The sequence below is a fragment of the Rhodospirillales bacterium genome, assembly GCA_028824295.1.
Classification (GTDB): Bacteria; Pseudomonadota; Alphaproteobacteria; order TMED109; family TMED109; genus VXPW01.
In genome coordinates, this window is sequence record JAPPED010000027.1 from 67,204 (window position 1) to 87,453 (window position 20,250).

A 20,250-nucleotide genomic window follows, 5' to 3' on the forward strand; every position below is an offset into this window, starting at 1 on the left:
CTGGCAGTGCCACTGCCCGGTGTCGCCGCACGTGTTGTGGGAGCCGACCTGACCCCACTGATGTCAGCGTCTGGGGGAAGAACAGTGGGCACGATCGGTGCCCGGAATCTGACGCCCGTGGCACCGGCTTCCACATCGGTCAACGGCTCCGTTCCCTGCGCACCTTCGGGAGCGACCATCGTTTCCACGTTTCTTGAGCCTGGCCGGCGTTCGTACCGGGAGATCAGCTGCGCGGACGAAACCACATGCGCCGCAACAGCCCGTCCTTCAGCACCAGATGGTGATACAGAGCCGCCGCGACATGCAGGGCAACCAGGGTCACCAGCGCCGCCGCGATCCAGCCGTGGGCAGCATGCTGAGGCAGCGCTGACAATTCCGCTGGCAGGGTCTCTGCAGCGCCACCGAAGACGATCGGGAAGAGACCCGCACCAAGGGCGGTGGCAAGCCCGGTAAGCACCATGCCGGCAATGAGCACATAGAAGCCCCGGTGCGTCCAGTAGGCAATCCGATCCAGAGAGGCGTTGCCGGTGGTCGCGCGCGGCGGTGTGCGGGTTCGCAGGCGCGTGATGAGGCGCAGGATCAGCAGCGCGCCGATCACCATGCCCGCGCTCATGTGCCCGGTCAGGGCGAAGATCTTGTCCGGGTTGTCATTAGCCATGTTTTCCAGGATAAGGCCACCGGCGACCAGCGAGATCAGGACCATCAGTGCCATGACCCAGTGCAGCGTGACGAGAAGGGGGTGGTACCGCTCCATCAATAGCTCCCTTTGGCAGTCGTTTCCTGACTATAGGTTGATCACGTAATGGACATAACCTCGAGAAATGCGCACAACTTGCGTTTTCAATGATTAACTCGGGTCGGGAAAGGCCGCTCAAGTGGAACACTGGACCGAGTTGCGCACCGCGTGGCTTGTGGCAAAGCTGGGCACGGTCAGCGCGGCGACTGCGGCGCCTGGCGTTCACTGGGCCACCGTGACTCGCCGGGTCGACTCCCTGGAGACCGCCTTCGGCGCGCCGCTTTCTCTCTGCCACGCCCGGGGTTACATGCCCACGGCGGCAGGCCAGGCATGCTAGAGGTGGCTAGCCGGGCGGATGAGATGTTCACCGAGCTCGAAGAGGCGGACGCGGGGTGGGACCGGGGAGCTGCCGGGCGAGTTTTGAGTGCGTGGCCTGCGGCCACGCGGACCTCAACGCGGCCCACAACACCCGACGTCGGAGACTGGCGCGGCTGCACGACGAGGAGCGTTCGGGTTTGCCGACTCCTGTGACCCGTGAAACGGATCGACGGCTGGCAGCGTAAGTTGTCAAGTAATCGACATAAGTCCCAAGTGATCTCGGCGACGGTCGCCAACTGGTGGACAGGAGCATGTGACTTGAATTACCAACTTAACAGCGGACTTAAGGTCGGTCTGGCGACATCGCTTGCCCTTTGGACCCTGGCTTTCTGGCTGCCCGCGGGCAATCACGCAGCCGCTGATGAGCCCTCGCGCGCGGCGTCCGCTCTCTTTACCGGTTGCAATCCGGTGAGCCTCCGCACGTTCTTTCACGCAGCGACCGATGATGCCTCTCGTGTGATCGAGCTCACCACGGCCGACATCGAGACTGCAGCGGAAAGCCGCCTGCGTGCCGTCACCCTGTTTGATCATGACGCCCCAGACGTTCTCAACGTCCGCGTCATCGCCAACGAAGCAAGCTTCAATATGACCGTGGTTTTCCTCAAAGCGATCTACGACCCCCGCTCGAGCGAACCCGGCTCTTCGAGTGCCTGGATCAGGAGCACGGAGGGAGCCCACTTCGGAGAGGCCGGTCTCATACTGGACGCCCTGGCCGGATTGGTTGACGCATTTCTGGACGAGTTCAGCCGCGCCAACCAGCACGCCTGCGACCAACGCACCTGATTCCGGCAGCCTGCTGCCACTTCCCGCCGGCCGGGCGGCGGCTTCGAATTCCACACCCTTGGTCAGCCATGCGGCCCTCGCGATCACCCGGCAGACCAGATCCCGGGCTGGCTGAGGAAAACTGGCGGGGAAACGCGCGCGTTTCTTCGCCGCTGGGCATGATCGTCAGGATGCCGGGCTGCGGCCCTCCCCTCGCGCACGCTCGAAGTGTCGAATTGCGAGCTCGAACTTGTCGCGGCATCCGGTGTTGCAGAACCCGACGACCTGCCCGTCGAACTCGGTGAGCGAATCGGGTTGCACCGGCTTGCCCGACCAGGGGCAGGTTTCGTTGATGCAGTCGGCAATGTCGAGAACGGACATCTTCCCTCCCGTAGTGTCGCGGCTGGCCGATCGAGTCTTGGCGGACGACCGGGCCGAAGTCAAAGCCAGCTTCCCGCTGACCTGACCGGCGCGCCATGATGCCCTGGCCCGTTCGAGAGCGGATATGTCCGGCTGGCGCCGATCGGATTCCTTCCGATCCGGATGCAGGCGTGTTGCAAGCCTGCGGTGGTGTTACGGAACAGGGACGGCGTCAGGCAAGTCCGGCCTTGCGTTCGCGCGCGGCGGCGCGCAATCGGTTGAAACCACACGACGGTCGCACCGACGTAGAATCCTCCCATGCCGATGATCTCCGAGGCCAGCCCAGTCGTCCATGCCGACCCGCTTCCGGACGCGGTCGACGTCGCGGTCATCGGCGCGGGAATCGTTGGCACCGCGACCTCGTGGTTTCTCGCGCAACGCGGAGCGAAGGTCGCCCTGATCGAAAAAGGGCGGGTTGCCGGCGAACAGTCAAGTCGCAACTGGGGTTGGGTACGCCAGCAAGGCCGGGATCGGGACGAACTGCCGATCATGATGGAGTCGAACAGGATCTGGCGGAGCCTCGCGAAGCACACCGGCGAGAAGGATCTCACGTTTACCGGCGCCGGCCTGGTCTATCTGGCCGAGAACCAGCAGGGGCTCGCCCGGTTCGAGGCGTGGCACGACGTGGCCAGGGAGCACCAGCTCGACACCCGCATGCTCTCACCCGAAGCGGCACGGGAGGCGGCGCCCGGCGTGGAGGGCCGTTGGATCGGCGGAATGCTGACACCGAGCGACGGGCGGGCAGAGCCGTCCGTCGCGGTACCGGCGCTGGCACGCGCCGCGAAGCGCCTTGGGGTCTCGATCACGGAGAACTGCGCGGTCCGCACCATCGACATCCAGAATGGCAGTGTCTGCGGCGTGCACACGGAATCCGGACCCGTCCGGGCCGACCGGGTGGTGCTCGCGGGCGGTGCCTGGTCGACGTACTTCGCGCGGAACGCCGGACTCGACCTGCCGCAGCTCATTGTGCGGTCCAGCGTGGGACGCACCCACCCGGTGCCTGACCGTGGACTCCCCAACATCTCCGCGCCGGGGCTCGCCATGAATCGCCGCGCAGACGGTGGCTACACCGTGACGACCGGCGACGTCGTGGAGCATTACTTGTGCGCACGGTCGTTCACGAACCTCCCCAAGTTCGTGCCGCTGCTGAAGAAGTCGGCCAGGGAACTGAAGCTCCGGCCAAAGCCTCCGGCAGGTTATCCGGGCGCATGGGGCGCGAAGACGCGCTGGTCCCCCGAGGAGGTCACGCCGTTCGAGCGGATGCGAGTACTGAACCCACCCCCGTCGGACGAGGTCAGGCGGCGCCTGGCGAAACGGCTGCTGGAGCGGGCGCCGTGGCTGGACGACGCCGGCGTCGCGGAGATGTGGGCAGGGATGATCGACGTAACTCCCGACGCGGTGCCCTACATCTGCGAAGTGCCGTCGCCCGCCGGGCTGTTCATCGGCACCGGCATGAGCGGGCATGGCTTCGGGATCGGTCCAGGGGCCGGCCGCGTTCTCGCAGATCTCGTCCTCGGACGTCCGACCGGCTTCGACCTGTCACGGTTCCGTTTCGAGCGTTTCGCCGATGGCAGCCCCATCGTTCCCGGCCCCTACTGAGGCGGTTCTACCCTACCGGCGGCCGGCCGGGCTACGGATACCCATGTGCCCGATGTATGGTCGAAGTGTGCACCGACGCCGTGTCTCGCGCTCGGCGTAACCACCGCGACCCACACCAGGAGAGATCCATGCCGTACCCGCTGAAACCGGGAACGATGTACATGATGCCGACCCATTTCGGCCCGATGACAGGGCCGCGGCAGGGACCGGGTGGAAAGTCGGGCGTCTTCTCGCCTGACCAGCGCAAGACCATGACCGTATCGGTGCGCTTCCGGACCGAAGCGGGGCAGGTCGAGCCGTTTCTGCCGCCCGGCTTCACGCTCGACGGCGAACCGGTGGTCGAGGTGTTTGCCTCCTACATGACACGGATCGCCTGGCTGGCGGGGCGCGGCTACAACGTGCTCGGCGTGAGGGTGCCGGTGGTCTTCCAGGGCAGCGAGGACCGCGCCGCCGGCCCCTTCCTCATGGTGCTGTGGGAAAATCTGACGGATCCGATCCTCACGGGCCGCGAACAGCTTGGCTTCTCGAAGGTCTATTGCGAACTCCCCGAGCCCGTTGAATTCAACGGCGAGACCCACTGCACGGCGAGTTGGCAGGGGTTCCGCTTCCTCGACATGAAGGTGCGCAATCTGAAAGAGGCCGACCCGCAGGCTGCAGTGTCGGCGCCCGCACCGAACGACGGCGGCACGTTGAGGGGCGTGCTGCATTACAAGTACATGCCCAAGACCGGCGCCTGGGGTGAAGCGGATGCTGCCTACGCGGTGCTCAGCCCCGCCGCGGATCCGGGTGCAGCGCCGCAGGCCCTGTACACGGGCGATGGCGAACTCACATTCCACCGGGCTCGCTGGGAAGACCTGCCCACGCAGTACATGATCGTCAACGCCCTTCACGGGCTGGAGATCAACGAATATCGCGGTGCCACGATCGAGCACCGCGTCGGCGGCGGCGACCTGATCGACCAGCGCATCGTCACGTAGGCGAGGGGCCGGACGGTCTGGGACGCCACTGCCACTGAAACGCCGATCGTGTTGCGCGTCCGACGACCGACCGGCGCGCCGCCAGCAAGCCGGGCTCCTGCCCGCAATCGGAAGCCCAACTACGTCCAGGCGGCGGGCTTTAGGTGCGGCCGGCCGTCGCCGTTCGCAATGGAAGTGACTACCCGATCCGGCAGCCGGTGCCCCCGTCGACCGGCAGCGCGACCCCGGTGACGAAGCCGGCCTCGTCGGACGCCAGGTAGAGGGCCGCATAGGCGACATCCCACGCGGTACCCATCTTTCCACCGAGGGGAATCCGCGCGTCGCGCTCAGCGGCAACCTCCTCCCGAGGGCGGTTCCACGCCCGGGCCCTGGTATCGACCGCCATCGGCGTATCCATCAAGCCGGGCAGGATCACGTTGGCGCGGATGCCGTACTCCGCGTTCTGGATGGCGATCTGCTTCGTGAACGCCACCATGCCCATCTTGCTCGCCTTGTAGGCCACCCAGGGATAGGACTCGACGGCGGCGACCGAGGAGATACTGACGATCGCGCCGGAGCGCTGCTCGCGCATGATCGGGATCGCGTGCTTGCACGCCATGACGGTGCCGCGCAGATTCACTGACATCACCCGGTCGAATGCCTCCTCGGTGATCTCGGTCACGCCCGCATCCCCGCCGGCGACGCTGATCCCGACGTTGTTGTGCAAGATGTCGAGGCGCCCCCAGCGGATCCTGCATTGCTCCACCGCTGCCGCGACCTGTACCTCGCGGGTAACATCAGCTTCGAAGGTTGCGGCTTCACCACCCTCCCCGACGATCATTTCTGCCGTCTCGGTCGCCGATGTGAGATCGCGATCGACGCACAACACCCGGGCGCCCTCGCGCGCAAAGAGCAGTGCCGTGGCCCGGCCGTTGCCCAGGCCCTCGCCCGGACTCTGCCCCGCCCCCATGATGACGGCGGTCTTGCCTTCCAGTCGCATCGTTCACTTCCCGTTGGGTTCGCAGGGCGGCGCAGCCGCTGGCCACAGCGCTAAGCTGATTGGAGTCTGGCAAATGGGATCAGCAGAGCGTAAACCGGCCTGGCGGCTCGCTCAACGGGAATTGCGCGCTCAGGTAACGCCTTCCACTAGCCAACCGTCCAGTACCGCCCAAATGGGCCGTTGATCCCGACAGGAGCCGCGGCTTCCCCCTAGTTGCCTGGCCGCCACCCGCGAAACCATGTGCAGCATGCGTTTCACGGGCCTCACACGCAGCTGCTCCGGTGGGAAAGCTCCTGTGCAGGCAGAGCGTCGGCCGGCAGGCATGGAGAAGCACTTCGTTATCCGGGTGCTGCCACCACAGTCGTCCAACGGCTTACCGTGGCGACCCGCAACATTTGAAACTTTCAGGATTTCGGAGCGCCTTTACTCGATCCGTTTCAACCACATTGATTCGCCGTAACTGCCGATCCCACGTCGCGGCTGTACCCATCCTGGAGGTCATCGCCGCGCTGCTTCGCAAATCGTTCCACGTTCGGAGACCACAGTGGGCAAGGGGCTCACCGACCGTCAGGGCCCCCGGGGGCATCCCACCAGATACCAGCCCCGGTGAGTCCATCGCGCTGCGACCGAGCACAGCAACTCGCCGCGGAATTGTGCCACAGGCACCAGTCTCGGAGCCCCCCACCCCACCGGCTAGCCAAATAGTTGACGAAATTAGTAGCCTATCGGGCCGGGCTCCGGGGCGTGCACATCGAAGCGCATCGTACCGGGTCCCCTATGTTCGCCGCGAGGTCCGGACTCGGCTGTCTCCTGGCCGACGGTCCTGCGGCAGGAGGGAACACTTCCACATGCACATTCACAGATTGGTTTCGGTAGCCATCGCGGCTGCGGCACTGGCTTGGTCCGCAACCGCGTCGGCCCATGAACACGCCACCTGGTTCCAGGGCGAGGATGCCGGCTTCCCGGCGCCCACGGGTGCCAGCGACATCGTACCGGAAGGCTCGAAGCTCATGCGCCTGTTTGACGGCGGCTGTGCGCTGACCGAGGGCGTAGCAGCCGGCCACGACGGCTACATGTACTTCAGTGACATCACCTTCACGAAGTTTTGCCCGGACCCGTCGGGGCTGTACGTGCAGGCCGGCAACATCTGGCGCTACGACCCCGCATCCGGCGACACAACCATCTTCCGCAGCCCGAGCGGGATGTCGAACGGCATCAAGTTCGACCGCGACGGCAACATGCTGGCGGCCCTCGGAGCGGACTACGGCGGTCGCATGCTGATCAAGACCGACATGGCGAGCGGGAAGTCCTACGTCCTGTCCGGCACATACGCCGGCAAGCCCTACAACGCTCTCAACGACATCACGATCGACGAGCAGGGCCGGATTTACTACTCCGACCCACGCTACCTGGGTCATGAGCCGGTATTTCAGCCGGGGTTCGCGGTCTACCGCCTCGACCCTGATGGCTCCGTCGACCGCATCATCACCAACGGTGGCAAGACCAACGGTGTGCTGGTATCGCCCGACCAGTCGACGCTTTATCTCGTGAGCAACGACAACGGGTGGCTCGGCTTCATGCAGCTTGATGAGACCGACCAGGCGCCCACCGTAGGCCTACACCTGTTGCAGGCCTATGACCTGAACGCCGACGGGACGGCGAGCAACCGCCGAGTTTTGGTCGACTATGCCACGCACTACCCCGGGCAGCCTTGCAGCGGACCCGACGGCCTTGTCGCTGATGTCGACGGCAATATCTACATCGCCGAGCGTTGCGAGCACCGGCCCGGCATCGCCGTGCGCGACCCCGACGGCAACGAGATCGCATTCATCTCGACCGGCGAGGAACTGCCGACCAACGTCGGCTTCGGCCGCGGCGTCGAGCGGAACGTGCTCTACGTGACGTCCGGCAAGAGCCTCTACAAGATCAAGTTGGGCAAGGACGGCTACGAACTTCCGTAGCGGTTCGCGGGCGGGCGGCGAGTCCCGCCGCCCGCCCCTTTTTTTTTCTCCCGTCGTTCAGACGGGGTGCCAGGTTGCCTCCTCGCCCGCTCCCTCGGCACGTACCCGTTCTTCCGCCTGCAGGTGCAGCAAGGTGGCGTACACCGACCGGCAGGCCGCGCCAAACAACGCAGGATCGAGTCCCGCGTAGTTCTCGGCCACGATCTCCGGGATCGGGCGCGGACGGGCGCGCAAGCTCGCCAGCACGCCATCGCAGCGACGCAGCCGGTGCGCCTTCAACGCAGCCAGAAACCTTCCGGGTTCGGTGATCGCACGGCCGTGGGTCGGCCGCAGCAGGCGGTCATCGTCCTGCAGCAGGCGGTCGAGACTCGCGAGATATGCCGTGAGATCACCGTCCGGCGGCGAAATGACCGTGCTCGCCCAGCCCATGACGTGATCGCCGGAGAAAAGAGTCCCTTCTTCGGGCAGGCGGAAACACAGGTGGTTGGACGTGTGGCCGGGCGTATGCACGGCCTGGAGGGTCCAGCCGTCACCCGCCACCGTGTCTCCGTCCGCCATCACCGTGTCCGGCTCAAACGCGGTATCGGCACCCTCGTCATCCAGACTCGACCCGGCCCCGCCGGCGTGCGGACCACAGCCGTATACCGGTGCGCCGGTCGCCTCGCTGAGCGACGCGGCTGCCGGCGAATGGTCAATGTGCGTATGGGTCACGAGGATGTGCGACACCACGCGGTCCGCGGTGGCGCGGACCAGGTTCTGCACGTGCTCCGGGATGAGCGGTCCGGGGTCGATCACCGCCACGTGGTCGCCCGCGCCCACCACGAACGTCGCGGTCCCGTACAGAGTGTACGGCCCGGGGTTGTTCGCCACCACCCGCTGCACGAGCGGCGACAGGCGCTCGGCCTCGCCGTAGTTGACGTCGTCCTCGCGGACAACGAGGTCTTCCAGTGCGGGAACGGTTGGCATGCAGAGATCCTCGCCGCGGTAGCGCAGTCTAGGCGACCCGGCCGGCGCCCACCGGCGAGGCCGAAGCTACCGCTACGGCGCCAGCGCCTCCTGCATGAAGGCCTGCCAGATCTCCGCGGGCGGGCCGCCGCCGACGACGCCGTCCATCGGGCCGGAATCATCCCGGCCGATCCACACGCCGCAGACCACGTCGCCGGCGAAACCGATGAACCAGGCATCCCGGTGATCCTGCGTGGTCCCGGTCTTCCCGAACGCCTGCACGCCGTCGAGGCCGGCCCGGCGACCGGTTCCGCTCGTGACCACGCTCCGCAGCAGGCCGCGCATCGCCTCGATCGTCGATGCTGACAGACCGTCCCGGCGCGGCGCCGGCGTCCGTTCCCACACTGTCCCCTCGGGTCGGGTGCGGACCTCCACGTACCCGTACGGCAGGATCGGTGACCCGCCGTTCGCGACCGCCACCAGCGCTGCCGTCATGTCGAGGAGAGTCACTTCGGATACCCCGAGCGCCAGGCTCGGGGCGTCGTCGAGTTCCGCCGTGATCCCGAGGCGCTCGGCGAGCCGGATCACCCTGCCTCTACCGATGTCCTGCATCAGCCGGACCGCCACCGAATTGGAGGAGCGCGCGAATGCCTCGCGCAGCGAGATCTCGCCGCGGTAGACGTTGTTGTAGTTGCGCGGGCTCCAGTTCCCCACGGTCACCGGAGCATCACGCACGCGGTCATCCGGCTGACGGCCGGACTCGAGAGCTGCAAGGTAGACGAAGATCTTGAACGCCGAGCCCGGCTGTCGAGCCGCCTGCGTCACCCGATTGAACTGGGAGCGAGCGTAGCTTCGCCCGCCGGCCATCGCCAGCACCGCGCCGTCGAGGCTCATGGCCACGAGGCCGCCCTCGATCCCCGGATGATCGGCCAGCCCCGCCTGCAGGGCCCGTTCGGCCGCCAGCTGCAGGGACGGCACGAGCGTGGCGACGATCTCGACATCCTTGGTCCGGTCACGGGCGGGACCGGTCTGGTTCACGACCCAGTCCGCGAAGAAGCGCCCGCCCCAGGCGGTTCCGTCGCCACCCGTCACTTGCGCCGGCCGCTCACGGGCCGCCGCCGCCGCCGAGGCCTCCACGCGGCCGGCCGCGACCATGGCGGTCAGCACCACCTCCGCCCGGGCTCGCGCGCGATCCGGGTGTCGGGTCGGGGCCAGTCGCGAGGGCGCCCGCAGCAGGCCCGCCAGCATCGCCGACTGGGCCAGGGTGAGCCGCGCCGGCGTGGTCCCGAAATAGCGGCGCGCCGCGGTCGCGATTCCGTAGGCGCCGGCGCCGAAATAGGCGCGGTTGAGGTAGCTTGCGAGGATCTCGGCCTTCTCGAAGCGAAGCTCCAGCCAGAAGGCGAGAAGCATCTCCTGCACCTTGCGCTCCAAGGTGCGGGCCGGGGTCAGGAACGCCAGCTTCGCAAGCTGTTGCGTGATCGTGGAGCCGCCCTGCACCACCCGGCCCGCTCGCCAGTTGGCCAGCGCCGCGCGCCCCAGCGCCAGCGGGTCGAAGCCCCAGTGCCGGAAGAACCGCCGGTCCTCGATCGCGATCACCGCATCGATCAGCGTCGGCGAGACGTTCTCGAGGTTGACGTAGCCGCCGTAGACGTCGCCGTATGCCGCGGTAAACGTCCCGTCGGCGGCAAACACGGAGACGCTGCCGGCACGGTCGCCGCCACCCATGTCCGAAATGTCCGGCAATCCGAGCGCGCACCAGGCGACGAAGCCGAACGTGGCCACCAGGGCCAGTCCGGCCACGCGCGCCACCAGGCGCCCCACGAACCGACCGACGACCGCCCGCCACGAACGCGGCGGCTCGGAGGGAGCGCGCGGACGCCGCCGTCCCTTGCCGTCAGCTGCCGCCGCGGAGGCTTTCGCGCCCCGCACGCCGGCCTTCCCTGCCTGCTGTGATGTCGGTCGCAAACGGCGTGACGCCATCGGGCCTGGCCCCGATTCCGATCAAACGTCGAGGTTTTCCACCTCGAGAGCGTTCTTCTGAATGAATTCGCGCCGCGGCTCCACCACGTCGCCCATGAGCTTGGAGAACAGGTCGTTGGCCTCGGCGCCATCGCCGACCTGGACCTGCAGGAACGTGCGCGCCTCGGGGTCCAGAGTCGTTTCCCAGAGCTGGCCGGGGTTCATCTCGCCCAGCCCCTTGTAGCGCTGAATCGACAAACCCCGCCGGGCCAGCCGTTCGACCTCGGCATGGAACCCGGTCGGGGTGCGCAACTGCATCTGCTCGTCGCCGACGTGAAACACCATCGGCTCCGTATACAGGTCCCTGAGGTCCTCGGCCCGCGCCCTAAGGCGCCGGCCCGCCGGCGACGCGAGCAGTGCCTCCGGCACCCGGTAAGCCGAGTGGACGCCACGGCGGTTGTGATGGAATTCGTATCCGGGTTCTCCGGCGGAAGACTCGCCGGACCAGCCGTCCTCGCCGGGCTCGGCCATGCCGTTCATCCGCACACAGACGCGTTCGACGAGCTCGGCGGCGGCCGACGGATCGCCGAAGACATCCACGGCGAAACCGTTGCAGATGGCGATCTGCTCCACGAGCGTCGGCGACAGGCGGTGCGCGAGCTGCCGGACCAGGGCCGCGTCGTCGTAGGCCTGCATGATGATGGCCCGCAGGTCCGCGTCCGAATGCTCGATCCCCTCGGCGCCGGTGCGCAGGACAGCCTTGCCGAGTATGGCGCCGATCAGGTGGCTCCTGAGCTCGCCGTCATCCTTCAGGTACACCTCGCTGGATCCCTTTCGCACCTTGTAGAGCGGAGGCTGGGCGATGTACAGGTGACCGCGCCGGATGACCGGCTCCATGTGCCGGAAGAAGAACGTCAGGATCAGGGTGCGGATGTGTGCGCCGTCGACGTCGGCGTCGGTCATGATCACGACCTTGTGGTAGCGAAGCTTGTCGATGTCGAATTCCTGGCCGATCCCGGTGCCCAGCGCGGCGATCATCGTGCCGATCTCGGCCGACGCGAGCATCTTGTCCATGCGAACCCGTTCAACGTTCAGGATCTTGCCCTTGAGCGGCAGGACTGCCTGATTCTTGCGGTTGCGCGCCTGCTTCGCCGAGCCGCCCGCCGAATCGCCCTCGACCAGATAGAGTTCCGAGAGCGCGGGATCACGCTCCTGGCAGTCCGCCAGCTTGCCCGGAAGGTTCGCAATATCGAGCGCGTCCTTGCGGCGCGACAGGTCGCGCGCCTTCCGCGCCGCCTCGCGGGCCAGCGCCGCCTCCACGATCTTCTGCACCAGCCGCTTGGCCGTATCCGGGTTCTTCTCCAGCCACTCGGTCAGCCCGGCACCGACGACGTTCTCGACGGCGGGCCGCACCTCGGAGCTCACGAGCTTTTCCTTGGTCTGCGACGAGAACTTCGGGTCCGGCACCTTGACCGACAGGATTCCCGTCAGCCCCTCCCGCATGTCGTCGCCGGCGAGTTGGACCTTCTCCTGCCGCGAACCGCCGAACTCCTGCACGTAGCGCGTGACCGACCGGGTCAACGCCGCCCGGAAGCCGGCCAGATGGGTGCCGCCGTCGCTCTGCGGAATCGTGTTGGTGAAGCACAACATCGTCTCGTGGTAGCCGCGGTTCCAGCGGAGCGCGAGCGCGACCTCGATGCCGTCCCGTTTGTCGGTGATGAGCACCGGGTCTTCGTGGAGCGGCACCACGGTGCGGTCGAGAAACGCGACGAATTCGCGAAGCCCGCCCTCGTAGCGGAAGTCATGGACCGACGGCGTGCCGTTCCGGCGGTCCGTCAGAACGATCCGCAGGCCGCCGTTGAGGAACGCCAGCTCGCGCAGCCGCTTCTCGAGGCGGGTGCGGTCGTACTCGACGTTGGTGAACACGTCCGGCGAGGCGATGAACGTCACCTCGGTGCCCCGTCGTCCGCCGGCGTCGCCCGCCACCGTGAGCGGCCCCTCCGGGACACCGCCGACGAAACCGATGCGGTGTTCCCGCTCGTCCCGCCAGATTCGCAGGTCCAAGCGTTCCGACAGCGCGTTCACCACCGACACGCCGACCCCGTGCAATCCGCCCGACACCTTGTAGCTGTCCTCGTCGAACTTGGCGCCGGCATGCAGGTGGGTCATCACCACCTCGGCCGCGGACACGCCCTCGTCCTCCTGGATCCCCGTGGGAATCCCGCGGCCGTCGTCGCTCACCGTCACCGACCCGTCGGCATTGAGGACGATGTCGATCCGCGTGCAGAAGCCCGCCAGCGCCTCGTCCACCGCGTTGTCGACCACCTCGAACACCATGTGGTGGAGGCCCGAGCCGTCGTCGGTATCCCCGATGTACATCCCCGGGCGCTTGCGAACCGCCTCGAGCCCCTTGAGCACCTTGATGCTGGTGGCGTCGTACTCCGCGCCGTTCGAGCTGACCGCCGGTTCGTCCTGGGCGACGTCGGGAGCCGCGACCGGGAACCGGGCCCGGGTCGCGTATTCCTCGGACCGTTTAGGGCTTGGCATTAGTGCACCGCTCCCTCGACTGCGCGCACGGCCTTCAGCGGCACGGGCTGCACGTGGCGGAAATCGCCGAACGAACCGGCGTCGGCGCCGGTCAGCCAGATCTGCGCGCCCAGCGCATCAAGTTCGGCGGCCAGGGCGGCCCGGCGCTGCGGGTCCAGGTGCGCGCACACCTCATCGAGCAGCACCAGCGGCGGGGACCCGCGACGCGCAGTCTCCACGCGGACGGCCGCCAGCACCAGGCTGATGAGCAGCGCCTTTTGCTCACCGGTCGAACATCGCGCCGCTTCCACGCCCCGGTTCCGATGGTGCACGACCAGGTCGCTCCGGTGCGGACCCGTGGACGTGCGTCCGGATGCCTGGTCGCCGGGCCGGGCCGCGCGCCACAGCGTCTGCAAACGCTCGGAGGCGGCGGTTGGCCCCGCGGATTCCAGCAGTCGCTCGACGCCGCCCCGGACCCCGATATCGGCAACCGGAAACGATCCGGCGCCGCTGGCGACGGCATTCCCCAGCACCGAAACCGCCTCGAGGCGCGCCTGTGCGACCGCCACGGCCGCCGCGCCCATCGCGCGTTCCACGGACCCGAGCCAGGCGTCTGCCAGTCGGCCCTGCTTCAGGAGCTCGCGGCGCTGCCGGGAAGCCCGCTCCCAGTTCGCCGTCAGCGCCGCATGATCGGGATTCATGCCGGCGACCAGCCGATCCAGGAAACGGCGGCGGACCGCTGCACCCGCGTTGAACAGCCCGTCCATCGCGGCCGTGAGCCAGTGCACCGCGAGGAGTTCGCCGAGTCGCAACGTGGAGTCGGCCTCCTGGCCATCGATTCGCACGCGGCGCTTGCCCCGACGGCTCCAGCCGGTGCCGATGCGTACCGTGCGGTCGCCGGCCCGCAGCACGAAGCTGAGCGTCCAGCCGGCGGTGTCGTCGCGTGCCATGTCGGCGAGCCGCGCCCGCCGGAGGCCGCGGCCCGGCGCCAGCATGGACACCGCCTCGAGGAGATTGGTCTTCCCGACACCGTTGGGCCCGGTAATCGCGAGCGAGCGGGGCTCCAGGTCCAGCGTGAGCCGCGCGTGATTGCGGAAGTCGCGAAGCTCGGCCCGGACCAAGGCTGCCGCCGCACGATCCGCTCCCGGACGTGTCGGCAACACCTTCTGCATTCGGGTCCTGGTCAGACCCTTATCGGCATGATGACGTGCAGCCTGCCGACCTCTCCGGTGTCGCGGATCACCGCCGGCTGGCCGGAGGCCTGGAACTCGATGATCATCTCGTCGCCCTGCGCGGTCTGGCAAAACTCCATGAGGTATTCGGACCGAAACCCGATCACGACCGGGTCGCCCCGGAACGAGCCCTCGAAGACCTCCCGCCCCGCGCCGTGCTGGTGGTCGCCAGCGCTCGCGGTGAGACTCTCCTCGCTCAGTTCGAACCGGATCGCCCGGCTCTTCTTGTCGGCCACGAGGGCCAACCGTTCGAGGCCCCGTTGAAGGGCCCCGCAGTTGATCTGCAGCGTGCTGTTGCACGTCGTCGGAATCACGCGCTGATAGTCGGGGAACTTGCTCTCGTGCAGGCGGGTGACGACCACGACATCCGCGACCGCGAGCCGCATCCAGCCGTTCCCCATGCCCACGCCCACGGCGCCGTCCGAGTCCGCCAGCAGCCGCTCGATCTGCTCGACCGCCTTGCGCGGCAACGTCACGCCCTCCGCCAGCGTCTCCGCCCCCGGCGGGCACTGGCATGCGGCCTGCGACAGGCGATGGCCATCGGTGGCGCCGGCCCGGAGGAGATGCTGCCCGCCGTCTTCCACGGTGTGCAGGAAGATGCCGTTCAGGTGCATGCGGGCCGGATCTCCCGACATCGAGATCCGGCACCAGCTCAGGAGCTGCCGCAGGTCCGAAACGGGCAGTTCGAACACCTGCTGCCACTCCAGATCGTGCAGCGTCGGAAAATCGTCGGTCGGCAGCGACGGCAGAATGAACTTGCTCTGCCCGGCATCAACGACCAGCCATGCGCCGTCGCCATCCGAATCGCTGCCCGGGGCCAGGGAGACGCGCACGTCCACGCCCTCCGGCAGCTTGCCGACGACACTGTAGAAAAGGGGTGCCTCGACGGTGGCCGCGCCGGCGCTCTCGACCTGGGCAGCCAAGCGTTCGGATTCGTACAGCACCTGATTGTCGCCGGCGTCGAACACGACGCTGCCCGCCTCTGCCCGGATCAGCACGTGCGAGAGGATCGGGCGGGTCCCGACCCGCTCGACCACGCCGTGCATGTGCGCCAGGGGCGCCAGCAGGGCGCTTCGCCCCTGGGTGAACCGCAGGCCGGCGTCGGATCCGGCGCCGACTTCGCGCAGGAGCGCTGCATGTCCCTGCGCAGACACGTTGAGCGGCATGACCACGTGCACCGTCTCGTCGCTGGTGGCGCCTCGGATGACCGCCGCGTGCTTGGGGCTGTCGAACTCCAGGACGAGTTCCGAGTCGGGGATCACGCGGCAGCAGGCCGTCACGTAGTCGCCGTTGAAGCCGATGGCCAGCGCCTTGCCTTCGTACTTGACGTTGATCAGCTCGCGGCCGAGGCCGCTGGCCGGATTGCCCGCGCTCAGGATGAGCGTGTCGCCGCCCAACTGAAAGGTGATCCCGCGGCTCTTGGGATCGGTCACGGCGCTCAGCCGGTCGATGGCCTGCAGCAGGGACTGCCGGTTGACCTGCAGGCGGTTTTCGAGCGACTGGGGGATCACGCGCCGGTAGTCGGGGAAGCCCCCCTGGCTCAGACGCGCGGTCATGGACACCGAGCCGACGTCCAGTCGCAGCAGGTTGTCGCCCGACCACAGTGCCACGTCGCCGTCCGCATTGCGCAGGAGGCCGTCCACCTGTTCGACCGCCTTCTTGGGCAGCGTGATCCCGTCCTTGATCGCGCCGCCGCCCGCCTCCAGCACGTGCGCCGAGCATGCGAGCCGATGTCCGTCGGTGGCCGCCGCCCGCAGCAGCGTCTTCCCGTCCTCGTCGGCGGTATGCATGAAGATCCCGTTGAGGTGGAGCCGCGCATCGTCGTCCGACATCGAGACCCGGCAGGAATCGATCAGCCGCCGGAGCTCCGCGGCGGGCAACTGCAGCGGCGCATCCTCGGGCGGCTCGGCGAACTTCTGGAAGTCGCCCGGGGCCAGTGAGGGCAGGGCAAACGTGCTCCCGCCTGCTTCGATGATCACCCGCTTTTCGGGTTCTCCGCCCAAGGAATCCGGCAGCTCGGTAACGGCCCCGTCGGGTTCCGAGCCGGCCGCTTCGGCGACCGGCGTCATCCGCACCTGGATCGCCGTGTTGCGCGGAATCCGGTTCACCAGGTCGTGCAGGAGATGCGCCTCGACGGTGGCCTCGCCCTCCTCCTCGACCGTGCCCGTCAGCCGTTCGGATTCGTAGAGGACCTCGTCATCGCAGGCGTCGAATGCGATCGTGCCGTTCTCCCCGTCCGCGCCGCGCTGCGCCCGAATCAACGTGTGGGCGAGGATCGGCGCGCGCGTGCGGTCGCGGCGTTCCGCCACCCCGTACACGTGCTTCAGAGGCGCCAGCAGATCCTTTTGATCAAGCGTAAATTTCATGGAATCACGTGATCGGAACCGGCCCTGCGGCCGGTGCAGCCACACGTCTTTTCGCGACGAGTCTTCAGGGGCGTCAGTTTAGCAGGACGCGCCCCTTCTTGCACCTGGAATCAGTCTAGAATCCAGTGCTTCAGCTTCTCGACGTCCTCCACCAGCACGGGCTCGTTCGCGAGCCGTTCGTCGACCCGCCGCGTGGAATGCACCACAGTGGAATGGTCGCGGTTGAACCGGCCGCCGATGTCCGGAAGGCTCATCGGCGTGAGCTGCTTGCAGAGCCACATCGCCACCTGGCGCGGGCCCACGATGCGGCGCTCGCGGCGGGCCGAGACAAGGTCCCCCCGGCGCAGGCCGTAGTACTCCGTGACCGCCTTCTGGATGGCCTCCACCGTCACCCGGCGCTGGTTGGCGCGCAGCAAGTCGGGGAGCGCGTCGCGCACCAGATCGAGCGTCACCGGGCGCTTCTCGTACTCCGCGTGCGCAACGACGCGCGCCAGTGCCCCGGTCAGCTCGCGGATGTCATTCGTGATCTTCGTGGCCAGGAACTCGAGCGCCGCGTCGGGAACACTGACCTCGTCGTAGCGGCTGCGGTGCCGCTGCAGGATGCTGAGGCGCAGCTCGTAGGTGGTCGAGCGCAGCTCGGCCAGGAGACCGCCGCCGAGCCGTGAACGCAGCCGCCGGTCGACGTCCTCCATGTCCACCGGCGCCCGGTCGCCCGAGACGACGATCTGCTTCCCCTCGTTCGAGAGCGCATCGAAGGTGTGGAAGAACTCCTCCTGGGTCTGGACCCGGCTGGCCAGGAACTGCACGTCGTCGACCATGAAGACATCGACGGTCCGGAAGCGCCGCTTGAACGCGTCGGTGTCCTTCGCGCGGAGCGCCGCCACGAACTCCGACGTGAACTTCTCGGAGGACAAATAGGCGACGTTGCGTTTCCCGCGCCCGATGATCTCCCAGGCGATCGCGTGCATCAGATGCGTCTTGCCGAGGCCGACGCCCCCGGAGAAGAACAGGAGGTTCCGGTTGCCGCTGGTCCGCCCCTCGGCCACCCGCCGGGCGGCGGCGTAGGCGACCTGGTTGCTCGCGCCGACCACGAAGGAGTCGAACGTCCGCTGCGGATCGAGCACGCTGCCGACATGCGAGGGCGCTGCCGACGGTGGCGCCTCCCCTGGCGCGGCCGTCCCGTCCTCCTTGACGACGATCTCGACGCGCCGCACCGACGGGTCCGCCGCCGAGCAGCTGGACAGGATCTGCCCGAGATACTGGCTCCGCACCCACTGCCGATGGAATTCCGACGGTGCCGCGAGGACCAGCGGGTCGATTCCCGGACCTACCGGTTGCAGCGGCAACAGCCAGTTTTCGAAGGCCGCCGGACTGATCTCGTCACGGAGTCGGGATTGCGCCGCATGCCAGCAGTGTCCGTCCATCCGGCGCTCCTCCCTTCCGGTCCTGGCACCAATTGCCAAGGCCGCACCCAACCCGGCAGGAGCGCCGACTAAGCCCACAAAAACCTATGCGAAACCGTCTGTTAATAGACTTCTGGGGAAGCGCCTTGCTCCTGCAACGCTTGGCCAGAATAGGACCGGGCCGAGACCTCGCACAAGCGGGGCATTTCAGCAACCTGACCCATTTCTGTCACCGAAACGCAAATTCTTTGTCAAATCTGGACGATGCCGGAAGAAATAGATTGCTCGCCAAGAAAACGTCGATCAGGGTCCTGTGTTCGTCAAATAAGCGATTCGTTGGGTCCTATAGCAAAACGGTTGTTTCAGGCCTCCCGGGGGCCCGAACAAATGTTCGGTCGGCGCGGTCCGGACCGGCGGTCCGCGGGGAGCGGACCGGTCCGCCCGGACCGATCGTTGCGCTGCGGCGCCGGCCGCCGCTGGTTCAGGCGAGCGCCCGCACGCGGGCGTTCAGGCGGGACACCTTGCGCGACACGGCACCCAGCCGCAGCACGCCCTTATTCACGCCACGCCGCATTTCCCGTTCGGCACCACGCAGTGCCTCGTGCGCTGTCTCGTGGTTGCCGGCCTCGAGCGCTTCCTCGACCTTCCGCACGAACGTGCGGACACGGCTCATCCGGTTGCGGTTGATCTTCCGGCGGCGACCGTTGGTACGGATGCGTTTCTTCGCGGACGCGTGATGCGCCATGGGATTCTCCGAAAACTACGTGGGAGCGACGCGTTCCTAGCGCCCTTTCGGTCCAGGGTCAACGATTCTTGAAGTCGGGCTTGCGCTTGTCGGCGAACGCCCGCATCCCCTCGCGGCGGTCCTCGGTGGCGAAAGTCGACTGGAACAGGCGCCGCTCGAACCGGATCCCCTCGTCGAGCGTCAGCTGGTACGCCCGGTCCACCGACTCCTTGGCCATCATCACGGACGGCAGGGACTGCTCCGCAATCTTGGCGGCCACCTTCATGGCCTCGTCCAGCAGCTCCGCTGCCGGGACGACCCGGCTGACCAGGCCGGCGCGTTCGGCCTCCTCCGCGTCCATCATGCGGCCCGTCAGGACCATCTCCATGGCTTTCGCCTTGCCGACCGCGCGCGGGAGCCGCTGGGTCCCGCCCGCACCGGGAAAGGTGCCGAGCAGGATCTCCGGCTGGCCGAAGCGGGCGGTATCGGCGGCGAGCACGATGTCGCACATCATCGCGATCTCGCAGCCGCCCCCGAGCGCATAGCCCGACACCGCCGCCACGATCGGCTTGCGGCAGCGGGACAGGCATTCCCAGGGCTGAATGAAGTCATGCCGCACCACGTCGACGAATTCCTTGGCCAGCATTTCCTTGATGTCCGCCCCGGCCGCGAATGCCTTCTCGGACCCTGTCAGGACCATCGCCCCGACGCCGTCATCGCTCTCGAACCCGTCAAGGGCCGTCGCCAGCTCACCAACCAGTTCGGCGTTGATGGCGTTCAGCGCCTTCGGGCGATCCAGCGTGATCAGCCCGACGCGGCCCCTGATCTCGGTCTTGATGCAGTTGAACGGCATGCTGGATGTCCTCCTGTCTAGTGTCCGGGCGACGGCGCGAGAGCATAGTGAACCCGCAACTCGTTGCCTGCCATCACCTCGACCGAGATCTTCAGCCGCTCCCCGGACCGGATCGCATCGAGCGCGTCGGGGTCCAGCAGGTTCCAGCCGAACGCCGGGAGGACCGAGCGATAGAACGCCCGGACCTCCGTGACCGGCACCACGCCACGCGCTTCGGCCTGGGCCACGCGCCCCGCCGCGGTGTCAAAGTTGAGGCAGCTGTCCGCCGTCTCCACGAGCCCGGGGGCCAGCGGCAGCTGGTCGACGCACGACAGAAACCCGTCGGCCCGGGTCTCGCCGGCCCCGACGGTCAGTCCAAGGGCCAGGACGCCCGCTTGCCATGATCGCCTCATGTTCTCCGTTCCCGCGCTGCGCCGCTTTCGGCCGGCCT

16 protein-coding genes are annotated in these 20,250 nt (G+C 67.5%); 4 read left to right on the top strand and 12 right to left on the bottom strand.

The window, feature by feature from the left end; all coding sequences use genetic code 11:
- Positions 1-223: 223 nt before the first annotated feature.
- Positions 224-754 (bottom strand): cytochrome b/b6 domain-containing protein, encoded by a 531-nt coding sequence (locus OXH60_11480; GenBank protein MDE0712740.1) that lies wholly within the window; start codon positions 752-754, stop codon positions 224-226.
- Positions 755-1,372: 618 nt separating this feature from the next.
- Between OXH60_11480 and OXH60_11485 the strand changes: the two genes are divergently transcribed.
- Positions 1,373-1,897 carry a hypothetical protein gene (locus tag OXH60_11485; GenBank protein MDE0712741.1) on the top strand — a complete coding sequence of 175 codons (525 nt, stop codon included), beginning with the start codon at positions 1,373-1,375 and terminating at the stop codon, positions 1,895-1,897.
- A 165-nt stretch (positions 1,898-2,062) separates the two neighbouring features.
- On the opposite strand, the gene OXH60_11490 is transcribed toward OXH60_11485, so the two are convergent.
- The gene (locus OXH60_11490; GenBank protein MDE0712742.1) at positions 2,063-2,257 is read right to left on the bottom strand and encodes a glutathione S-transferase; all 195 of its coding nucleotides are present in this window, start codon (positions 2,255-2,257) and stop codon (positions 2,063-2,065) included.
- 297 nt (positions 2,258-2,554) lie between these two features.
- Here OXH60_11490 and OXH60_11495 point away from each other — a divergent pair, with 297 nt between their 5' ends.
- The gene (locus tag OXH60_11495) at positions 2,555-3,895 is read left to right on the top strand and encodes an FAD-binding oxidoreductase (GenBank protein MDE0712743.1); all 1,341 of its coding nucleotides are present in this window, start codon (positions 2,555-2,557) and stop codon (positions 3,893-3,895) included.
- Between the two features lie 128 nt (positions 3,896-4,023).
- The gene (locus OXH60_11500) at positions 4,024-4,872 is read left to right on the top strand and encodes an acetoacetate decarboxylase family protein (GenBank protein MDE0712744.1); all 849 of its coding nucleotides are present in this window, start codon (positions 4,024-4,026) and stop codon (positions 4,870-4,872) included.
- Between the two features lie 178 nt (positions 4,873-5,050).
- On the opposite strand, the gene OXH60_11505 is transcribed toward OXH60_11500, so the two are convergent.
- On the bottom strand, positions 5,051-5,851 hold the full coding sequence (locus OXH60_11505; GenBank protein ID MDE0712745.1) for an SDR family NAD(P)-dependent oxidoreductase: 801 nt from the start codon (positions 5,849-5,851) through the stop codon (positions 5,051-5,053).
- 848 nt (positions 5,852-6,699) lie between these two features.
- Between OXH60_11505 and OXH60_11510 the strand changes: the two genes are divergently transcribed.
- Positions 6,700-7,812, top strand: coding sequence for an SMP-30/gluconolactonase/LRE family protein (locus OXH60_11510; protein MDE0712746.1), 1,113 nt, complete (start codon positions 6,700-6,702; stop codon positions 7,810-7,812).
- 57 nt (positions 7,813-7,869) lie between these two features.
- Here OXH60_11510 and OXH60_11515 read toward each other — a convergent pair whose 3' ends face one another.
- The 9 genes from OXH60_11515 to OXH60_11555 form a co-directional block, all read right to left on the bottom strand.
- Complete coding sequence (locus OXH60_11515; protein ID MDE0712747.1) at positions 7,870-8,778, bottom strand: MBL fold metallo-hydrolase; 909 nt, start codon at positions 8,776-8,778, stop codon at positions 7,870-7,872.
- Between the two features lie 72 nt (positions 8,779-8,850).
- Positions 8,851-10,686, bottom strand: coding sequence for a PBP1A family penicillin-binding protein (locus tag OXH60_11520; protein ID MDE0712748.1), 1,836 nt, complete (start codon positions 10,684-10,686; stop codon positions 8,851-8,853).
- Between the two features lie 72 nt (positions 10,687-10,758).
- Positions 10,759-13,263 (bottom strand): DNA topoisomerase (ATP-hydrolyzing) subunit B, encoded by a 2,505-nt coding sequence (gene gyrB, locus OXH60_11525; GenBank protein ID MDE0712749.1) that lies wholly within the window; start codon positions 13,261-13,263, stop codon positions 10,759-10,761.
- A complete protein-coding gene (gene recF / locus OXH60_11530) occupies positions 13,263-14,414 on the bottom strand; it encodes a DNA replication/repair protein RecF (GenBank protein ID MDE0712750.1) in 1,152 nt (383 codons plus the stop codon). Before recF ends, gyrB begins: the two co-directional genes overlap by 1 nt.
- An 11-nt stretch (positions 14,415-14,425) precedes the next feature.
- Positions 14,426-16,840 carry a DNA polymerase III subunit beta gene (gene dnaN / locus OXH60_11535; GenBank protein MDE0712751.1) on the bottom strand — a complete coding sequence of 805 codons (2,415 nt, stop codon included), beginning with the start codon at positions 16,838-16,840 and terminating at the stop codon, positions 14,426-14,428.
- A 110-nt stretch (positions 16,841-16,950) separates the two neighbouring features.
- Positions 16,951-18,264 (bottom strand): chromosomal replication initiator protein DnaA, encoded by a 1,314-nt coding sequence (gene dnaA, locus OXH60_11540; protein MDE0712752.1) that lies wholly within the window; start codon positions 18,262-18,264, stop codon positions 16,951-16,953.
- A 460-nt stretch (positions 18,265-18,724) separates the two neighbouring features.
- The gene (gene rpsT, locus OXH60_11545) at positions 18,725-18,988 is read right to left on the bottom strand and encodes a 30S ribosomal protein S20 (protein MDE0712753.1); all 264 of its coding nucleotides are present in this window, start codon (positions 18,986-18,988) and stop codon (positions 18,725-18,727) included.
- 58 nt (positions 18,989-19,046) lie between these two features.
- Entirely contained in the window at positions 19,047-19,820 is a 774-nt protein-coding gene (locus OXH60_11550; GenBank protein MDE0712754.1) for an enoyl-CoA hydratase, read from the bottom strand.
- Between the two features lie 17 nt (positions 19,821-19,837).
- Positions 19,838-20,212 (bottom strand): hypothetical protein, encoded by a 375-nt coding sequence (locus OXH60_11555; GenBank protein MDE0712755.1) that lies wholly within the window; start codon positions 20,210-20,212, stop codon positions 19,838-19,840.
- Positions 20,213-20,250: the final 38 nt, after the last annotated feature.

Excerpts from the sequence above, each read along its gene's own strand:
- dnaA (MDE0712752.1), bottom strand. The coding sequence starts at position 18,264 with ATGGACGGACACTGCTGGCATGCGGCGCAATCCCGACTCCGTGACGAG.
- OXH60_11550 (MDE0712754.1), bottom strand. The coding sequence starts at position 19,820 with ATGCCGTTCAACTGCATCAAGACCGAGATCAGGGGCCGCGTCGGGCTG.
- OXH60_11510 (MDE0712746.1), top strand. The coding sequence starts at position 6,700 with ATGCACATTCACAGATTGGTTTCGGTAGCCATCGCGGCTGCGGCACTG.
- OXH60_11495 (MDE0712743.1), top strand. The coding sequence starts at position 2,555 with ATGCCGATGATCTCCGAGGCCAGCCCAGTCGTCCATGCCGACCCGCTT.
- rpsT (MDE0712753.1), bottom strand. The coding sequence starts at position 18,988 with ATGGCGCATCACGCGTCCGCGAAGAAACGCATCCGTACCAACGGTCGC.
- OXH60_11490 (MDE0712742.1), bottom strand. The coding sequence starts at position 2,257 with ATGTCCGTTCTCGACATTGCCGACTGCATCAACGAAACCTGCCCCTGG.
- OXH60_11555 (MDE0712755.1), bottom strand. The coding sequence starts at position 20,212 with ATGAGGCGATCATGGCAAGCGGGCGTCCTGGCCCTTGGACTGACCGTC.
- dnaN (MDE0712751.1), bottom strand. The coding sequence starts at position 16,840 with ATGAAATTTACGCTTGATCAAAAGGATCTGCTGGCGCCTCTGAAGCAC.
- recF (MDE0712750.1), bottom strand. The coding sequence starts at position 14,414 with ATGCAGAAGGTGTTGCCGACACGTCCGGGAGCGGATCGTGCGGCGGCA.
- gyrB (MDE0712749.1), bottom strand. The coding sequence starts at position 13,263 with ATGCCAAGCCCTAAACGGTCCGAGGAATACGCGACCCGGGCCCGGTTC.
- OXH60_11505 (MDE0712745.1), bottom strand. The coding sequence starts at position 5,851 with ATGCGACTGGAAGGCAAGACCGCCGTCATCATGGGGGCGGGGCAGAGT.
- OXH60_11500 (MDE0712744.1), top strand. The coding sequence starts at position 4,024 with ATGCCGTACCCGCTGAAACCGGGAACGATGTACATGATGCCGACCCAT.
- OXH60_11515 (MDE0712747.1), bottom strand. The coding sequence starts at position 8,778 with ATGCCAACCGTTCCCGCACTGGAAGACCTCGTTGTCCGCGAGGACGAC.
- OXH60_11480 (MDE0712740.1), bottom strand. The coding sequence starts at position 754 with ATGGAGCGGTACCACCCCCTTCTCGTCACGCTGCACTGGGTCATGGCA.